This is a genomic window from Oceanispirochaeta sp., assembly GCF_027859075.1.
GTDB lineage: Bacteria > Spirochaetota > Spirochaetia > DSM-2461 > DSM-2461 > Oceanispirochaeta.
In genome coordinates, this window is record NZ_JAQIBL010000145.1 from 1 (window position 1) to 18,398 (window position 18,398).

General features: G+C 43.9%; 14 protein-coding genes. 6 read left to right on the forward strand and 8 right to left on the reverse strand.

All coding sequences use genetic code 11. The features are described from left to right. The first annotated feature begins 124 nt into the window (after nucleotides 1–124). Complete coding sequence (locus tag PF479_RS08285) at nucleotides 125–259, forward strand: hypothetical protein (RefSeq protein ID WP_298004784.1); 135 nt, start codon at nucleotides 125–127, stop codon at nucleotides 257–259. A gap of 8 nt (nucleotides 260–267) precedes the next feature. Beyond that, complete coding sequence (locus PF479_RS08290) at nucleotides 268–960, forward strand: response regulator (RefSeq protein ID WP_298004786.1); 693 nt, start codon at nucleotides 268–270, stop codon at nucleotides 958–960. Between the two features lie 37 nt (nucleotides 961–997). On the opposite strand, the gene PF479_RS08295 is transcribed toward PF479_RS08290, so the two are convergent. The 7 genes from PF479_RS08295 to PF479_RS08325 form a co-directional block, all read right to left on the reverse strand. Next, nucleotides 998–2,050 (reverse strand): DUF1573 domain-containing protein, encoded by a 1,053-nt coding sequence (locus PF479_RS08295; RefSeq protein ID WP_298004789.1) that lies wholly within the window; start codon nucleotides 2,048–2,050, stop codon nucleotides 998–1,000. 220 nt (nucleotides 2,051–2,270) lie between these two features. Next, entirely contained in the window at nucleotides 2,271–2,747 is a 477-nt protein-coding gene (locus PF479_RS08300; RefSeq protein WP_298004792.1) for a hypothetical protein, read from the reverse strand. Nucleotides 2,748–2,828: 81 nt separating this feature from the next. After that, nucleotides 2,829–3,998: a cellulase family glycosylhydrolase gene (locus PF479_RS08305; protein ID WP_298004795.1), complete on the reverse strand. Its 1,170-nt coding sequence runs from the start codon at nucleotides 3,996–3,998 to the stop codon at nucleotides 2,829–2,831. Between the two features lie 26 nt (nucleotides 3,999–4,024). Then, nucleotides 4,025–5,776, reverse strand: coding sequence for a glycoside hydrolase family 2 protein (locus tag PF479_RS08310; protein WP_298004798.1), 1,752 nt, complete (start codon nucleotides 5,774–5,776; stop codon nucleotides 4,025–4,027). A gap of 23 nt (nucleotides 5,777–5,799) precedes the next feature. Then, on the reverse strand, nucleotides 5,800–6,636 hold the full coding sequence (locus PF479_RS08315) for a carbohydrate ABC transporter permease (RefSeq protein WP_298004800.1): 837 nt from the start codon (nucleotides 6,634–6,636) through the stop codon (nucleotides 5,800–5,802). A gap of 12 nt (nucleotides 6,637–6,648) precedes the next feature. Then, nucleotides 6,649–7,548 (reverse strand): carbohydrate ABC transporter permease, encoded by a 900-nt coding sequence (locus PF479_RS08320; RefSeq protein WP_298004803.1) that lies wholly within the window; start codon nucleotides 7,546–7,548, stop codon nucleotides 6,649–6,651. Nucleotides 7,549–7,606: 58 nt separating this feature from the next. Then, nucleotides 7,607–8,950, reverse strand: coding sequence for an ABC transporter substrate-binding protein (locus PF479_RS08325; RefSeq protein WP_298004806.1), 1,344 nt, complete (start codon nucleotides 8,948–8,950; stop codon nucleotides 7,607–7,609). A 250-nt stretch (nucleotides 8,951–9,200) separates the two neighbouring features. Between PF479_RS08325 and PF479_RS08330 the strand changes: the two genes are divergently transcribed. Next, complete coding sequence (locus tag PF479_RS08330; protein WP_298004809.1) at nucleotides 9,201–10,127, forward strand: helix-turn-helix domain-containing protein; 927 nt, start codon at nucleotides 9,201–9,203, stop codon at nucleotides 10,125–10,127. Nucleotides 10,128–10,137: 10 nt separating this feature from the next. On the opposite strand, the gene PF479_RS08335 is transcribed toward PF479_RS08330, so the two are convergent. Continuing rightward, nucleotides 10,138–11,382, reverse strand: coding sequence for a diaminopropionate ammonia-lyase (locus tag PF479_RS08335; protein WP_298004812.1), 1,245 nt, complete (start codon nucleotides 11,380–11,382; stop codon nucleotides 10,138–10,140). Nucleotides 11,383–11,544: 162 nt separating this feature from the next. Between PF479_RS08335 and PF479_RS08340 the strand changes: the two genes are divergently transcribed. The 3 genes from PF479_RS08340 to gdhA all read left to right on the forward strand — a co-directional run bounded on the left by PF479_RS08340 (nucleotide 11,545) and on the right by gdhA (nucleotide 18,281). Then, complete coding sequence (locus PF479_RS08340) at nucleotides 11,545–16,131, forward strand: PEP/pyruvate-binding domain-containing protein (RefSeq protein ID WP_298004815.1); 4,587 nt, start codon at nucleotides 11,545–11,547, stop codon at nucleotides 16,129–16,131. 2 nt (nucleotides 16,132–16,133) lie between these two features. Beyond that, nucleotides 16,134–16,796: a response regulator transcription factor gene (locus PF479_RS08345; RefSeq protein ID WP_298004818.1), complete on the forward strand. Its 663-nt coding sequence runs from the start codon at nucleotides 16,134–16,136 to the stop codon at nucleotides 16,794–16,796. Nucleotides 16,797–16,928: 132 nt separating this feature from the next. Then, the gene (gene gdhA / locus PF479_RS08350) at nucleotides 16,929–18,281 is read left to right on the forward strand and encodes an NADP-specific glutamate dehydrogenase (protein ID WP_298004821.1); all 1,353 of its coding nucleotides are present in this window, start codon (nucleotides 16,929–16,931) and stop codon (nucleotides 18,279–18,281) included. Nucleotides 18,282–18,398 lie beyond the last annotated feature (117 nt).

Below are 18,398 nucleotides of genomic sequence, written 5' to 3' on the forward strand. Positions count from 1 at the left end.
CTTATTTGAGTATGCAGTGGAACTTATTGAATCCATTATATAAAAAAATATACCTCATCTGTTTAATATGCAGTTAGAGGATGATCCGGCATCCTTCAAAAGGATTTTAAAGAAGAATATTTAGGTGAATTTTTCCGGAGGTATCGCTCATGATTTTAATAATCTTATGTCGAATATGGGGTATACAGAACTTTCATTGGGCATTGTTCAGGATCATCCAGTACTAAAAGAGCATCTTAAAATAATGGTGGAATCTTAAACATTTAAATGGTTGAAAACGAGAGGGTCCGTGATGGAGAGGAGAATAAGATAGCTGACACGGAAGAATACATCCGAATTCTTATTTCGGATACAGGTGCAGAGATACCCCCCGATATAATCAATTCTATCTTTGAACCCTATTTCACAACAAAAAAAATCGGGGATGGCAAAGGGTTGGGACTCGCAGTCGTTCATGGGATTGTTGAGAGTTATGGGGGAACCATAGAGGTAGAAAGTCGCGATGGACGGGGAACCAATTCTATTATTTTTCTACCTGAAACGGAGAATACATTGAGTCAGAAAGAGAACAATTTTAAAATCATCCCAAAGGGGAATGAACGGATATTACTGGTTGATGATGAGCCTGTTATTGCTCAGCTTGGAGATTTGATTCTATCCGCACTCGGATACAGGGTTACCAGCATGACAGACAGCATGGAAGCCCTGGAGGTCTTCCAACAGAATCCTTATGATTTTGATCTTGTCATTACAGATATGATGATGCCCGGGATGAGTGGAGAGAAACTCAGCCATCAAATCAGTCTCGTCCGGGAGGATCTCCCCATCATTATCTGTTCCGGCTACGGACCAAACAGCTCCGTCGATGATACAACCAGGGGGAACAGAAAGTCATACCTGAATAAACCATACTCAAAATCAGAGATTGCCGATAAAATCCGAAAAGTTTTGGACCGGTAATCTCATGATGGTTTGTTTATTCTTCACTGGTCTCGCCTTAAACTTGAGGTTCTTCAATGATGATTTCAATGGTCGAACTGCTCATAAAGGATGTATCTGAATTAGAACCAGTTGATGCCACAGGGGTTATTTCAACCTTATAGTATTCACTTTCAGGCGGATTATACTCGGACTTTGATGAAACCGACTCATAGATTTTTGATGTTGCCCCTGATATTTCAGTAAAGTTTTCACCATCAGAAGAATTGTACCACTGGTAGGTTGTTGATGCTTCTGCATCACCCTCTGCATCGCTATAGAGATAATTGGCAGTAAGCGGTAGCTCTACAGCGTTTTCTGTTTCGGCTATGTCATGTAAGGTGAGTGACGGTGCCGGAGAGTCTCCTGATGCAATGACCCATCCAGAAGTCGGAGGAACCATAGGATCCCTAACATCGTCCAAAACAGAGTATTCAGGAAGGGTGTCTATGGAACTGCTCACAACCCAACCGGTATTAGGATCTTTATAGAAGCAATAGTATTTTGGAATAGTGGTTGTTTCATAATAAGGATAGAGATTTTTAAATCCAAGCCTCTCATAAAACCCATTGGCATTATCAGTGCCTGCCCCGCTGACCTTTATCCCAAATTTGACAGTAGGGGCATAATTTCCTTCCCCCGTAAGGTTCAGGACAAAAGGATCATCTATCCCATCCACTTGTATACTGACAGTAGCGTTCAGGTCGCCCGATCCCTGAGGTCTGAAGGTCAGCACGACTTCTGCTGTACCATCAACGGCTGTCGTGGAGGGGAGAGCGGGAATTGTCAAAGAATAGTTTACATCATCCGAAAGAGTAATGCTGGTCACAGTAATTTCATTATCGCCGGTATTCTTCAAGGTAATCGTTTTTGTAATACCCGTGCTATCCGGGTCTACAAAACCAAAGTCATAAGAGGCCTCAGTTTCATATTCAGTTCCATCAATCGTGAATACAATAGGCGATGTTGCATCGAGCGCAGTTTCGGAAGGTGTATTTCCATTGGTACATGAAATAATTGAAGCAACAATAATCAAGCCTATACAAATAAGATTTAATGCATTCTTTTTCATAAGAATACTCCTATAGGTGAATTAGAACTCCTCAATAATGTACATTAAATCATATTATTGGTGAGAAGTGAAGTGAAGAACTGAGGCTGAATGAAGATTCGGCCCAGGAATCCTCTGGTAATTGTATGTTTCTTTATATTCCAGGGTGTTCGTGATTGTGTATTAATAATTAACAACTCAAGCCGATAAGGATCTGGCCTCCGGCTTAAGCTGCTTATTCTTATACTTGAGCGTTCGTTCCCTTGATATCATATATTGTAAGACTGGGTGGAATGTCATCGGCTGAGTTATCCAACCAACCAGTTTCCGGTGGAACCATCGTTGATGGATATGTATGTTGAGCGTATTGTGGATCGGGATTGCTTCCCCCTGCCGTCAAGGTATTATCGATACCCCAGACATCTCCATCCCATGGGTGAATATAACAGTAGAAATTCACTGAACCGGCTTTTGTATACAAAGGCCTTGTTTCAGAATTAGAAGTGTGAAATCCATCCCGTTCATAAAATCCATTCGCATCTGCTGTTCCTGCTCCAGTGACCTGTATCCCGAATTTTACAGTCGGTGCATAATTCCCTTCCCCTGTGAGGGGCAGGACAAAGGGATCAGTAATACCATCTACCAGTACACTAACCGTTGTTTCAAGATCGCCTGATGCCTGAGGGCTGAAGGTCAGCACGACCTCTACCGGAGGCATTGTACTGTTTATTCAATGGTTGCACTGATCATAACAGCTGCTCCAGTAGTCATCCCAGAAGATGAACCCTCCGCCAGCTTGTTATTTTTGATTCAATTTTTGAAAAAGTTTTGATTCCCTGAGGTCAAAGGGAGTCCCATCGGGTCGAAGAATATCATGAAACCAGACAGCCGGCTCTTCCGTGAAGGGATTCTGCCAGGAATCCCAGGGATATATGGTTTGGGATCTGCCGGACACCAGCCCCCAGTGAATGGCTCCGATATGGTTCTTCTGGAAGTAGGGTGCAATGTCTATGAGGGTGGAGCCGATGGTTCTGGCCATATATTCTGTGCAGATAAGGGGCCGGTTGTAGGGGAGGAGTTGATCCACTCTGTTTTTACTTCCCTTCAGATCATCATACACATGAAAGCTGATGATATCAGAGGCATCCAGCTGGAGGCGGACAAAGGGCATACTGCTCTCCCGGCTCCAGTCATCCGTCCACACTCCTGCCGTCAGGGGCTGATCGGGATGAGACTCTCTGGCCCATAGGAAGGTCAGAGACAGCAGGCGGTAGATGTACTGGTTTTTAAACTGAGGCTGCATCTTGTTATACCGGGGGATATTTCCATTGTCCGGTTCATTCATCAAGTCCCAAAATAAGACTCTTTCGTCCTGTGAGTAGTGACCCATGATGCCCTGAACATAGTCTTTAAGTGAGGAATACTCTTCGGGGTCCATCACAAACTGAAGACCTGGGGACTGAACCCAGATGGAGTTATGGATGCCCGGCAGTGGTTCGGGCTGTTTTCCGGTTTCCGGGTAGGGGTGCCACACCGAATCAAAGAGGACGAAGACTGTCTTTATATTCTGTTTTGCGGCGATGTCCAGGTAGAGGTTTATCCGGGAGATTAAAGCCAGTGAGTCTTCCTTCCATAAAATATAGGGAAGGAAGACGCGCATCGTATTCATCCCCAACTCGGAGGCCCATCCCAGCTCCCGTCTGATTGTGTCCGGGTCAAAGGTCTCGGCATTCCACATTTCCAGCATGTTTCCCGCGGTGGAGGGCAGAAAGTTGGCTCCGTTGATCCATCCTTTATCCTTATACCAGCGAAAAGCATCCTGTTCCGACCATTTCAATCCTTTGAGAGCCTCAAGGTCGGGGATCTCAAAACCGCCCCAGACCTGTCGGGAGGCCGAGGTCTGAATCAACGGGGCAGGGTCTTGATCTCTCTTAAGGGAATGGCAGGAAAAAAGGCCGATCAGAATCAATATCCCTGCAAAGCGATGTAAGGTTTTTATCTCAGGCCATCCAGAATTTTTTTGATTTTTTCCGGAGCCACCTTAAAACTGCGGTCAGGTCTCAAAAGTCCGTTGATCTCCTGCTGTACATCTGTGAGTTGGGTGTAGCAGAATCCAAAGAAATACCCGGTCTGCAGGATTGCCTCGGTGATGGACTTGAATCTGTCCAGGAACTCAGCCTCGTTTTTCACCTTGCCCTGATAGCCCCAGCCTTCCAGGCCGTCATCGAAAGCAATTCCACCGTATTCGGTGAGAATCACCGGCTGTCCTTCGTATTTATACCCCTGGGCGTAAATGAATCGCGAATCTGAATAGGTTTCCAGATACTTTTCTTTCCGGCTTGCTTTTTCCAGAAAGTCTTTCCCGTCGGCTGTATAGTCGTGTATGGCGCAGATGTCCGACTTTCCCTGTTCCCAACCGTCATTGCTGCTGACAATGCGGCTGGGGTCGAGTGACTTGGTCAGATGATACAGCATGTCGCAAAACTGCTGTTTCTGTTTGTCTACGATGATATTCCAGACACCCCAGGATTCATTGACTGGAACCCAGGCCACAATTGAAGGATGGTTATAAGACCTTTTTATGAAATCCTGCCACTCAGTAGCGATCAACTCAATTCCTTTCCTGGAAAAATGATAGTTACTGGGCATTTCACCCCATACAAGGAATCCCAGCCTGTCGGCCCAGTAGTAGTAACGGGGATCTTCCATCTTCTGATGCTTTCTGGCGCCGTTAAAACCCATGGCTTTGGCTTTCAGAATATCCTCTTTCAGGGCGTCATCCGAGGGAGCCGTCAGGAGACCATTCTCCCAGTATCCCTGGTCCAATATCAGCTTCTGAAGGTAGGGGACATTATTCAGGAGGATCACACCCTTTTGAATGGATATCTTTCTCATCCCGAAGTAGGACGATACCGAGTCAACTAGCATCCCTTGATTCAACAGTGATATTTTCACATCAAACAGATTGGGGTTCTCGGGGTTCCAGAGGAAATCAGAGTCCAGTTCGTCATCGATATCGATGTTGACGGTGATAACGGGGTAGCGGCTGTTGGAACTGACTTCCATAGTTTTAAAGGGCGCTCCTTTAAAATTCAGTTCTGCTTTGATGGTCAAGCCGGGAGTAAAGTGTCTGATTGACAGATCCATTTTTGCGGATTTTGTATCAATATCCGGAGTTATATAAAGGGATTCCAGATAGGTTTTCCCCACTTTTGCAAGCCAGACGGACTGCCAAATGCCTGTTGTGGGGGTGTACCAGCATCCAAAAGGTTTCTCCCTCCAGTTCTGCTTGCCCCGGGGCTGTACCGGATCTGCCTGGTCTTCTACCCTAATGACAATGGAGTTCTTACCACTCTTTAGAAGGAGGCTGGCATCAAATGAGAAGGAGCAGTTCCCTCCAGTGTGCTGACCAAGGAACTGTCCGTTGATCCAAACCTTTGTTTCAAAATCAACGGCACCGAAGTTCAGAAGGACCCTCTTGTCCAGGAATTCTGCATCCAGGATCAAATCTTTCCTATACCAGACTACAGGGTGCATGGCTTTATCATGAATGCCGCTTAAGGAGCTCTGGTAACAGTAGGGAACCAGTATTTCAGATTGAAACTTATGATCCGAAAACCATTGTTCCGTTTCCCCCCTGTTGCTGTCGTCCCATTCGAAATCCCATTTTCCGTTTAGGTCAATCCATTGTTTTCTTGTAAAGTCGGGTCTGGGGTAATCGTTTATTTTAGTATTCTCAGTGCTCATCTTAATCTCTCTTTTTATATAATTTATCTTCCGCCCATACCGGACAGCATCGTACCTTCAATAATTTTACGTTGAAAAATCCCGTAAAGGATCAATGCCGGCAGAATCGCAATAAAGGCTCCGGCTAACACCAGAGACCTTTCCGTCGCATAGGTTCCGTTTAAGACGGTCAGACCAACGGGAAGAGTTCTCATCTCCAGCTTGTTCATGACGATCAGTGGCCAGAACAGATCATTCCAGCTTGCCAGGAATGTAATGATTCCCAGAGCGATAAGACCGGATTTCACCTGGGGAACCATGATGCTGAAATAGGTTCTCAATTTACCCACACCATCGATCATGGCCGATTCCTCAAACTCTCTGGGAATGGTCAAAAAAAACTGCCGCATTAGAAATACACCGAAGACACTGGCGATTCCCGGCAACAAGAGGGCTAGATAATTGTCCAGGAGTTTGAGGTTCTTGATGGTCAGATAGACCGGAATCATGGTGACCTGTGTCGGAATCATCATCGTAAACAGGAGCAGCATAAAGAGCAGATTTTTCCCAGGCATTTTCAATCTCGCAAAGGCGTAGGCTGCCAGGCTCACAACGCTGAGCTGCAAAACTACCATTGAAGAGGATACAAAGAGGGAATTGAAGAACCAGTTGGGGAGCATGAGATCCTGGCGTTTGAAAACATCAATATAATTCTTCAAAGAGGGATGGTGCAGCATGAGGGAGGGCACCTTGAAGGCATACTCCTTTGGCTCCATTGATACCTTAAATGTAAATACCAGTGGGATAAGGCACAGGATGGTTAATATTATCAAGAATCCCTGCAAGAGGAGTGCATTGTAGTTTATTTTTTTTCTTTTCATCTTGTTAACCTTTTAGTATTGGATTCTTGTTTTTTTAGATCCGAGTATGAGCTGAGTTCCGGTTATCACAAATATGATCAGAGCCAGTCCAATGGCGATAGCCGCTCCATAACCCATACGGTAATAGCGCCATGCTGTATGGTAGAGGTAATATATAGTTGTGTAGGACTCACGGCCCGGACCACCGGCGGTGATCAGATAGGATTGTCCAAAAACTTGAAGGTGGGCAATAAACTGAGTGATGATGATGAACAGCAGAGACGGTGCCATCAGAGGTATTGTCAATCTGATGAAGAGCTGCCTGCTGCTGGCTCCATCTATTCTGGCTGCTTCGTAGCAGCTGACCGGAAGATTCTGCAAACCCGCCAGGAAAATCAGCATGGGACCGCCAAACCCCCACCACAGGGATGCCAGGCTTAAGGTAGGGATGACCAGGTTCTTGTCTCCCAGCCAATTGATGGGAGTAATCCCAATGACCCCTAACAGTGCATTAATGACACCATACTGTGTGTTAAAAGCCCATCCCATGACGATACCCATGGCCGCCACCGAAAGTACCACAGGGGTATAGAAAATAAACCTGTAAAAGTTCTTCCCTTTGATGGGTTTATTCACTGCATCGGCAACAATAAATGAGAATATGGTCGTGGCGATGGCGGTAAGGGTGGCAAAGTAGATTGTATTGCGAAGAGCCTGCCACCATATTTTATCATTCAGAAGAGTCCTATAGTTCTTGAGACCGATAAAGGGATGCTCTTCTGCCAGAATCGGCCATTTATGCAGGCTCATAAACATCGAGTAGAAGATGGGGCCGATAGTAAAGATGCAAAAGAAGAAGAGGAAAGGCAGAAGAAAGAGATAATTTCCGCCAATATCTTTGATTTTTCTAATTGATACACGCTTTGATGCCATTGAATTTTCCCTTAATGATATTAAAAACCTCCCCCAGAGGGGAGGTTTATTTTAAGAATCAGAAACCTCTGTCAAGGATAGACTGAACTGTGTCGTTAGCATCATTCAATGCTTCATCAACAGTCTTCAGACCATTCAGGCAAGCATCAAGCTCGGGCATATAACCCTTGTCTATGATCTCTGTAATGGCAACATGCCCCTGGTCAAATCGTCCCTGTCTTGCAAAACTTTTTCCGTAAGTGACGGCAATAGGAACCTCCGCAGGATCAAGTGAGTTTCGAACAGACAAGCTGGCAGGAGGCATACCTGCAGTGGCCCATTCTTTTGTGTTATTAAACATGTAATTAATCAGATCTTTTGCTGCTGCCAGTTTCTCACCGGAAAGTCCGGCAGGCATGTAGAATACATGACCACTGGTCCAGACGGCAGCCTGTTTTTTACCAATCCGGGGATATTCCCACACGGAATAGTCCATCTTGTTGTCTTCAAGGAAGTTGAACATCCAGCAACCTTCGGGAATGATGGCCACCTGGTCGTTGGCAAAACTCTGCCATCCGTCAAATCCTGCAGGAATGGGTGCAACATGATATTTGTAGATCAAATCATAGAGAAATTGTAAAGAGGATTTTGCCGCGGCTGTGTTTAAAGTGGCGTTTCCTTTGCCGTCTGTCCAGTCTCCGCCATTCTGCCATAGAATGGTCAGGAATTGAGGTTTCAGCCAGGATGTATGGGTTCCCCATTGAACAACATTTTTAGCATCAAATCCAGCCTGTGTTGCGTTCTTACCGCTGGCATCCAGTGTCAGCTTCTGTGCCAGGGCAATGAATTCAGCTTCATTTTTTGGAACCATCGTGGGGTCAATACCGGCGGCATGGAACAATTTATTGTTAACCACGACACCCCACCCGTGCCTATCAAGAGGAACGCCGTAGAATCCACCTTCATATTCGAGAGCTTTCAAATAGGCAGGTTCAAAATCTTTTTTATCGATAGGCCCTACAGGTTTGAAAAAATCACTGGTGTCCAGCAAAACTCCCTGTGAGGCAAACTGAGGAATTTCAAATTCATGAAGAAGAAACAGATCGGGAGGATTCCCGGAAACAAGGCTTGTCAACAGCTTATCGAAGTAGGTGCTCCATTCCATTTTCTCTACTCTGACAGATACGTCTGTGTTCTTTTTGGTGTAGTTCTCAATGATTCCATCAAGTGTTACGCCATCAGACCCTGTCAAACCATTCCAGAATATGAGTTTGAGATCACCTGATCCCGCTTCAGTGACAATCGCTGCATCTTCATCTGCCGTAACTTCCACGACTGCTTTTTCATCCTGCTGCCCTGCTGCAAAGAGCTGAGTAGAGAAGATCAAGAGAGCCATCACCGTCAAATACAAAAACTTTTTCATAAGTCCTCCATTTTTTTACTATTATATATCAATAATAGTTGATACATACCGGTGTCTATCCGGTATGGATAATCTTAATGGGTGTAATTGAAGACTGTCAAGGATTAATAATCATATTTAACAGATTTAAAAGATGGTAAGGGTTTGTGTATCAATAATAGATGATATATAATCTAGATAACTCGGCTGGATTCGTCCTTGATGATTAGATTAATCTATGCTTAATTTGAGTAATAGACAGGATAAAATAATGAATAATAAAGTATATCTGGCATCTGATGATGAGATTGCCGACATTGCCCGGGCTCTTTCATCTAAACTGCGGCGCAATATCATAAAGCTGTTAGGTGAAAAAAAGATGAATGTCGGGGAAATCGCCAAGGCTCTGGGAATTCCTCAATCGACCTGTGTAGTGAATATACAATTGCTGGAAAAAGCTAATATAGTTAAAACAGAACAGCAGGCCGCCTCAAAAGGGGTTCAGAAAATATGTTATATTCCCTACCAGGAGGTGGTGCTTCCCCTGCTGCCCGAATCCCACCTGGAAGAAGATCACTTTATTACGACCGAAATGCCCATTGGATTATATACGGATTGTCAGGTATCCGCCCCCTGCGGTTTGATCACCGAAAGTGAAATTATCGGGTATTTTGACCAGGCCGACTCTTTTTTTAATCCTAAAAGAGCCACCGCCGGGCTTCTCTGGTTTACCAAGGGGTTCTGTGAGTACAGGTTCCCCAGGCCTTTTTCCATCTCATCCTTCAAGGTGAAGAGTATCAGTATTTCCATGGAACTCTGCTCCGAATATCCCGGGTTCAATAATGACTGGCCCTCGGATATTACCCTCTGGCTGAACGGGAAGGAAGTGGGAACCTGGCGCTCTCCGGGAGATTGCGGGAGCACCTATGGCCGTTTGACTCCCCACTGGTGGGATTTGATGAATACTCAGTTCGGATTTATTAAAACCTGGAAAATCACTCCCGAAGGCTCATTCATCGACGGTGAACCTTCAGGTTCTCTCACGCTAAAAGATATTGATTACAATAATTGCAATTTTTTCATGGTAAGGGTCGGGATAAAAGAGGATGCTGAGTTTTGCGGCGGGATTAATATTTTCGGCAGCTCCTATGGCAACTACGAGCAGGACATTGTGTTTAAGTTCGAGATTGACAAATAAGGGACCCGTTTCATTTGTTTCTGACAGACCAGAACTCTTTAGGCACAGGATTGGAGCCTTCCCATATGATCTGTCTGAACAGATCAGGATCAGTGTTCCCTTCCGTATTAATCAGGAGTATCTGAGATTGAGCATTCAGGTTCAGGGATTTTTTCAGATCCTCGAGCCCTTCCTCCGTTAGAATTCCGATAAGAGCCCCCAGGGTTACAGCCCCGGACTCTCCGGAAACGATAAAGGGATCACCCTTCAGGGGAGTCGCATAGATTCTCATCCCTTTGGCGGCTATATAATCGGGGCATGAAATAAAAGCATCTGCCTTTTCTTTTAAAATCTCCCAGGCGATAGGACTCGGCTCCCCGCAGGCCAGCCCGGCCATGATTGTATTCAGGGAACCCGTTATCGTGTGGGGTTTTCCATCATTAATTTTTATTGATTCATAGAGACAGTCCGCCTTTTCAGGCTCAACTACGATGCAGATGGGAGCATTCTCAGCAAAAAGGCTATGATAAAAACCAATGACCGAAGCCGCCAGGGCTCCCACTCCTGCCTGCACAAATATATGGCTTGGCTTGATGATTCCCTGGGCACTGAACTGCTCCTGAGCCTCAAGAAACATGGTCGTATAACCCTGCATAATCCAGGTGGGAACCTTCTCATACCCGTCCCAGGAAGTATCGGAGATGACATTCCAGCCATTTTTCTCGGAATCTATCACGATCTGCCGAACAGCGTTATCATAGTTTCCTTCTATGATCTTGACGGTGGCTCCATAGTCACGGATCGCCTGGATTCTCGGGGCCGAGGTTTCTGAATGCACATAAATGACGCATTTATGGCCGAGTTTCCCCGCCGCCCAGGCTATGCCTCTTCCATGATTTCCATCAGTGGCGGAAGAAAAAGTAATATCTCCCAGTTTTTGCCTTATCTCGGGAGAGATAAGGGTTTCAAAGGTGAGGGGCTGCCCGTCAAGACCGAGCTTTTTTTGAATAAACTTATACAGAGCAAAGGATCCGCCCAGAACTTTGAAGGAATTCAACTCCAATCGCTCGGCCTCATCTTTGATCCAGATTCCTCCGACCCCAAACATGCGTGCCAGATTATTCAAATTTTTCAAGGGTGAGATTTTGTACCCTGGAATCTGAGAATGAAACCTTCTGACATCATGAACAACATCAAGAGGGAATTGCTTTATAGAGGAGACACTGTTCTTGTTTGGATTCAGAAGCCATTGCATGTCTGCTGTATTATTCTTCATAAACTCTCCCTCTGACCTTACTGGATAAAAGAATAATCCTGATGCCTCGGGTTATCAAGGACTGGATGAACTAAAAAATCCGGATTGACTTGAAAACAATGGTGTGGCCATAATAGCAGAGTCCTCTGGTTTCAATCACACGAATTTTCAGGAGTATCACTTATGGTTCAAAATGAGACGCTTAACTCCTTACAAATAGAACTGATCAGCCGTCTTTTCTCTCTGATGGATCAGGATCAACCCTTTGAAACAGCCCTGTCTGACATGGTCAAACTGATATCAGAATCTGGAAGCCAATCCCCGGGGGCTGCCGTCAGAATCAGCCTGGAAAATGCAGAATATACCAGTCCTTTCTTTGAAGAATCACCCTGGTTTGAAAGACTCCCTATGGACTTCCCTGATCAGTTTCACGGCTTTTTTGAAGTGTTCCATACCCGGAAAAACGAGAGGAATGACAGATTCCTGAGTCATGATTTTATCCTGATTCTGATGAAAATGCTGACGGGATTTATTTCAAATCAACGGCTCAAACTTTTGTATTATAATAATAAAGAGCGTCTCAAAGAGCTTAAAAGCATCAGTCTGACAAATATGATTCTTCAGAAAAACAGTACTCTGAAGGATTCTTTACAGGAAATCTGCTGTCTACTACCCGAAGCCTGGCAGTACCCGAGTGACACGGTGGCCCGGATTATTTTTGATAATCAGGTATTTGAATGCCCGGCCTTCAGAGAAACCCCCTGGACAATGAAACAGTTTTTTGAGACCCCGGATTATAAAAAGGGAATGATTGAAATTTTTTATCTGAAAGAATTTCCACTCTCCTATGAGGGGCCCTTTTTAAAAGAGGAAAGAACACTCCTGGATATTCTGGCTTCCATCATCTCCGGGACCTATTCAAACCGGTCATTGCAGGAGCTGCTTGTTTTCAACACAGAGCGCTTAAAGGAACTGAGGGGCATCAACAGAACATCAGAAATTTTAAAGCAGAGTTCCTCCATCGAAGAATCACTGGAAAAGTTGTGTTGTGTTTTGCCGGAAGCATGGAAATATCCTGAATTCACGGTCATCAGGATAACATTCAACAACAAGGTCTTTGTCAGCCCCGGGTTTCGGGAAAGTCAATGGAAGCAAAGCCAGGTCTTCGCGGCTCCGGGGGATAAGAAAGGCCTTATCGAAATATTCCTTCTTAAAGAGTCTCCCCAGGAGGATGAAGGACCTTTTCTTAAGGAAGAACGGGATTTACTGGTCAATCTCTCCAACCTGATTTCCGGTTCGGCCGGTTCGGATGTATTAAAAACGTTATTATCCGAGAACAAAGAGCGTTTAAAAGAACTGAAAGCCATCAATAAGACATCTCAGCTGATTGCCGATTTAAAACCGGTGGAAGAAACACTGTCTGCCATAGCTGAAAACCTCAGCCGATCCTGGCAATACCCCCGGCATACCAGAGTCAATATTCATTATGAAGGGAAAGATTATATGACCCCCGGGTTCCGGGAAACATCCTGGAGCCAGAAGGAGAACTTTGTAACCATCGATAATAAGAAGGGATACATTCAGGTTGTCTATCTCAAAGAATTTCCAAAATCCTATGAGGGACCCTTTCTTAAAGAGGAGAGAGAGCTGCTGATAAATCTCGGGAAATTGATCAGCGGTTTTCTCAACAACAGTAAGGGCCGCGACATCTATAGACGGAACATTCATAAGAAAATTGAGATTGAAAAGCAGGAAGAGTACAAAAAATCTCTGGTGACCAATAAGCAGCCTCTCCAGTTGTTCTTTAATCAACAGGTCCTCGATAAATATATCTACCTGGATATGATGAAATATAAGGTGAAGGAAATCCTCTTTGTCGCCACCCTCTATGATGCGTTCATCCTTGAAAGTGAAGATGGCTTTTTTGAACGGTTTATGGGAGAGATATATCAATACAGCTTGTTTTCCCTGCCGCGGATAACAGGGGTTACGACGGCTGCAGAGGCATTGGATATGATGGATACCAAATCCTTTGACCTGGTTGTCCTGATGGTCGGTTTAGATAGGGATGCCCCTCTGGTGCTGAGTGAAAAAATCAAGCAAAAAGTACCTTCCCTTCCGGTGTATCTTTTACTGAACCAGAAACGGAACATCAAATATTTTGAAGAATTGGTGGACTCTTCAAAGACATTGGACAAACTTTTTTTCTGGAATGGTGATTCCCAGATCATATTTGCCATTGTGAAATCCATTGAAGATAAAGCCAATGTTGCCAATGATACGAAAGTCGGCCTTGTTCGAGTGATTTTACTCATTGAGGATTCGGCATTGTATTATTCAAAATATCTGCAGATTCTCTATGCCATTGTTTTTGGTCAGGTTCAGCAGCTTTTACCGGAAGTGGAAAAAAATGAGCTTGATAAAATCTGTAAGATGAGATCCAGGCCCAAAATTCTACTGGCAAGAAATTATGAAGATGCCATGCATTTATACAACCGTTATAAAGATTATCTCCTCTGTGTCATCTCCGACATTGAGTATGAGAAAGAAGGAACCATCGATAAATCAGCGGGCATCAAGTTCATAAAATATGTTAAGTCTCATATGTTGAATATTCCTATCATTCTACAGTCTTCAGAAAATAAGAACATCAAAAAAGCCGATGATCTGGGTGTCTATTTTATCAATAAAAATTCAGAAACTCTTTTAAATGACCTGAAAAAATACATGAACTATTATCTTGGATTCGGTGATTTCATCTTCCGGGACAAGGCTGGGAATCAGATTTCCAAAGCCAAAACTCTCAGAGAGTTTGAAGAACAACTGGCAATCATCCCGGATGAAACCTTTTACCTCCATGCCAAAGAAAACCAGTATTCTATCTGGCTGATGGCAAGAGGGGAAATCCAGCTGGCTAAGATTCTCAACCCATTAAAAATAGAGAGTCTGGATGATGTCTCTGCCCAGAGGCAGACAATCCTTGAAATGCTGGATGATTATTGGGACTCAAAGAAAAAAGGTAAAATATTTCGATTTGAAGAAGTGTTGAAGATTGAAGATAAAAACATCATTACCTTTGCAGACGGTTCCTTTGGCGGTAAGGGAAGGGGATTGGCCTTCATCAATACCCTGATTTACAACATTGATTTTGCCCCCCTGTCGGAGATGATCAATATCAGGACACCCAGAACAGTCATCATTTGTACGGATGAGTTTGATTCCTTTATTCATGAGAATAAACTCTATGATTTGATCGTTGGCGAGGGAGTCAATTTTGATTTTATTAAACAGCAGTTTCTATCGGGTCATTTATCTCCGGCACTGGTAAAGAAGCTTTCTTTCTTTATCGAGCATGTTGACAAACCCATCGCCATCAGGTCATCCAGTCTTTCAGAAGATTCTTTTACACAACCCTTTGCCGGTGTTTTTCACACCTATATCATACCGAACGGCCCCAATCGGAAGGACCATATTCTCATGAAACTAAAACAGGCCATCAAACTTGTTTTTGCTTCTGTTTTTTCTCCGGAGGCTAAATCTTACTTCCGGGCCACCCATCACAAGGCAGAAGATGAGAAAATGGCCGTAGTACTACAGGAACTGGTGGGCCAGAAGTCTGGAGATTACTACTATCCTCATATCAGCGGAACAGCCAGTTCATACAATTACTATCCTGTGGCCCATATGAAACCTGAGGAAGGCTTTGCCATGGCTGCCCTGGGTCTCGGGTCATATGTCGTGGAGGGAATGAGTTCATACCGCTTTTCTCCTATTTACCCCAATGTGGAAATGTATTCTGTAAAAGACCTGATCAGTAGTTCTCAGGTAAAATTTTATGCTCTTGATTGCCGGAAAGACCATGTAGACTATGCCAGGGATGGAGAGCTGGCGTCCCTGACTCTGCTGGATATCAGCGAAGCCGAAAAACACGGGACCCTGAAACACTGTGCCTCAGTCTATGATCAGCAAAATGACAGAGTTATCCCTGGACTATCAAAAGCCGGTCCCAGAATCCTGAATTTTGCCAATATTCTAAAATACGACTATATCCCCCTGGCCGGAACCCTGGAGATTCTGCTCAATACAATCAAAGAGGCCCTGGGATCACCCATTGAAATAGAGTACGCCGTGGATTTGAACAAGGCAGAAAATGGACTCCCCACATTTTACCTGTTGCAAACCAAACCCATTGTAGACAGCCAGGCCAGGATCAAATTTGATATAAACCAATTCAAAAAGTCGAAAACCCTTCTTTATACCAAAACCAGCCTCGGAAATGGAGAGATTCAGGACATTCATGATGTGATTTATGTTGAGAATGAAAATTTCAATAAAATGAAAACACTGGAAATGGTCAGTGAAATTGAATATCTGAACAGTCTTATGTCAAAAGAGAACCGCCAGTATATCCTGATCGGCCCCGGGAGATGGGGAACACGGGATCCCTTTTTGGGAATTCCTGTCAATTGGGCACAAATTTCTAATGCCAAAATCATTGTGGAAATCAGCCTGGCCAATTTTCCTCTTGATTCTTCCCTGGGGTCTCATTTTTTTCATAACGTAACATCCATGAATATCGGCTACTTTTCTGTGAATACTGTTTCAGATTCAGATTCAGATTCAGATTCAGAATTTGTGAATTGGTCCAGCTTATGCCGGCAAAAAGAGATTCATAAAACTAAGTATTTCAGACATGTTAGGTTTGAAAATTCATTGAGGATATTGATGGACGGAAAGATCAAAGAATCAATTGTAGTGGTAAACGAATAGATATGGATATTATCAAAGTCGGAATATTCTGTGAGCACAGGCTGATCCTCCAGGGCCTTTGTCAGTTGATGGAAAATATAGAGGATATACAGGTTTCTCTCAAAGAGAACTCGATGGAGAAACTACTAAAATATTTTGGCTTGAGGCAGATCAATATTCTTATCTTTTATCTACCCGAACTGGATGCTCCCGTCTTAAAACTTTCAGAGCAACTGGATAGACTCTACCCTAAGATCCGGGTTCTTATCCTTTCAGAATCAGAGAATGAGAGTACAATTCTGAAAACAATTAAAACAGGGGCAAAAGGGTTTTTATCAAAGGACTGCGACAGGAATGATCTTATTGAGGCCATCTACACTCTTCGCAGCGGTCATGACTATTTTAGTAAATCGATCACACAGCTTCTGCTGAAAAAATACATTTCAGATCTTCAGACAGATGAGACACTGGAACAGAACAAGACTGTAAACACCCTGAGTTCCAGAGAGTTGGAAATCCTGAAGCTCTGGGGCAGTAGTCAGACAAACAATGAAATTTCAGAGAAGCTCTATATCAGTGTCAGAACTGTAGAGTCCCATAAAAATCATATAATGCAGAAATTAAATCTGAAAACCGCTGTGGATCTGGTTAAATTCGGCATCCGGAACAATATCATCAAAATATAATGTCTTAAGGGAATTACTGAATTATCTCAGTGTTTCACTTAATTTTGTTCTTATACCTCCCTCTTTGATAAAAAATGATTTATTAATACATCCTACAATCAAAAACTGAATCAATTGATAGAGGGGTTTTATATGCCGAATATTTTAGATGTACAAGTAAACGAGTTCATGGCCAAGGTGATTGCCAGGAATCAAGGTGAAACAGAATTCCATCAGGCCGTCAAGGAAGTCGTAGAATCGCTGATGCCTTTTCTTGAGGAAAATCCTGAATATAAATTTGCAAAAGTTTTGGAAAGAATGACTGAGCCCGAACGGGTCATCATGTTCCGTATTCCCTGGTTTGATGATAAGGGAAACATCCAGATTAATCGCGGATTCAGGATTGAAATGAACAGCGCGATCGGTCCATATAAAGGGGGACTGAGGTTTCACCCCACAGTCAATCTTGGAATCTTGAAATTTCTGGCCTTTGAACAGGCCTTTAAAAACAGTCTGACCACTCTGCCTATGGGTGGTGGAAAGGGAGGTTCTGATTTTGATCCTAAGGGAAAATCAGACAATGAGGTCATGCGCTTCTGTCAGTCCTTTATGACAGAACTTCAACGCCACATCGGCCCCAATACAGATGTTCCTGCCGGAGATATTGGAGTCGGCGGCCGTGAAATAGGTTATATGTTTGGACAGTATAAACGGATCAGGAATGAATTCACCGGCATCCTGACAGGGAAAGGACTGGAGTGGGGCGGAAGTCTTATCAGACCGGAGGCTACCGGGTATGGTGCCGTTTATTTTGCCAGTGAAATGCTGAATACTAAAAATGACAGCTTTAAAGGGAAGACCGTAGCCATCTCCGGCTCAGGTAATGTCGCTCAGTATGCTGTCGAAAAGGTCCTGGAATTGGGAGGGAAAGTCGTCACTCTTTCAGATTCCAGCGGAACCATCTATGATCCCAATGGAATCGATGAAGAAAAACTGCGTTATGTGATGGAATTGAAAAACATCAAACGGGGACGAATTTCTGAATATGCTGAAAAATATTCTGTCAGTTATTTTGAAGGTAAACGGCCCTGGAGCGTTCAATGTGATATTGCACTGCCCTGTGCCACCCAGAATGAAATTGATATGGATGATGCAAAGACTCTGGTCAAAAATGGTTGTACTGTTGTCAGTGAAGGAGCCAATATGCCTTCTACACCAGAAGCTGTAGAAGTCTTCCTGGAAGCCAAAATATTGTTCGGTCCCGGTAAGGCGGCTAATGCCGGAGGTGTGGCAGTTTCCGGTCTTGAGATGACCCAGAACTCCATGCGCCTGTCCTGGACTAGAGAAGAAGTGGACGGAAGGCTGCAGGACATCATGAAGAACATACATGAAACCTGTGTGAAACATGGAAAAGATGAGACAGGCTTTGTCAATTATGTCATCGGTGCAAATATCGGTGGTTTTATTAAGATAGCCAATGCCATGATGGCTCAGGGTTATGTATAATAATATTATTTAACTGTATTGAAATAAAAAAAGGCAGCCTTCAGGGTTGCCTTTTTTCATTTATAATCATTCCGTGAGCCTGCAGCAAGGGCTTGGAGTCTGGGAATTATTCCAAAA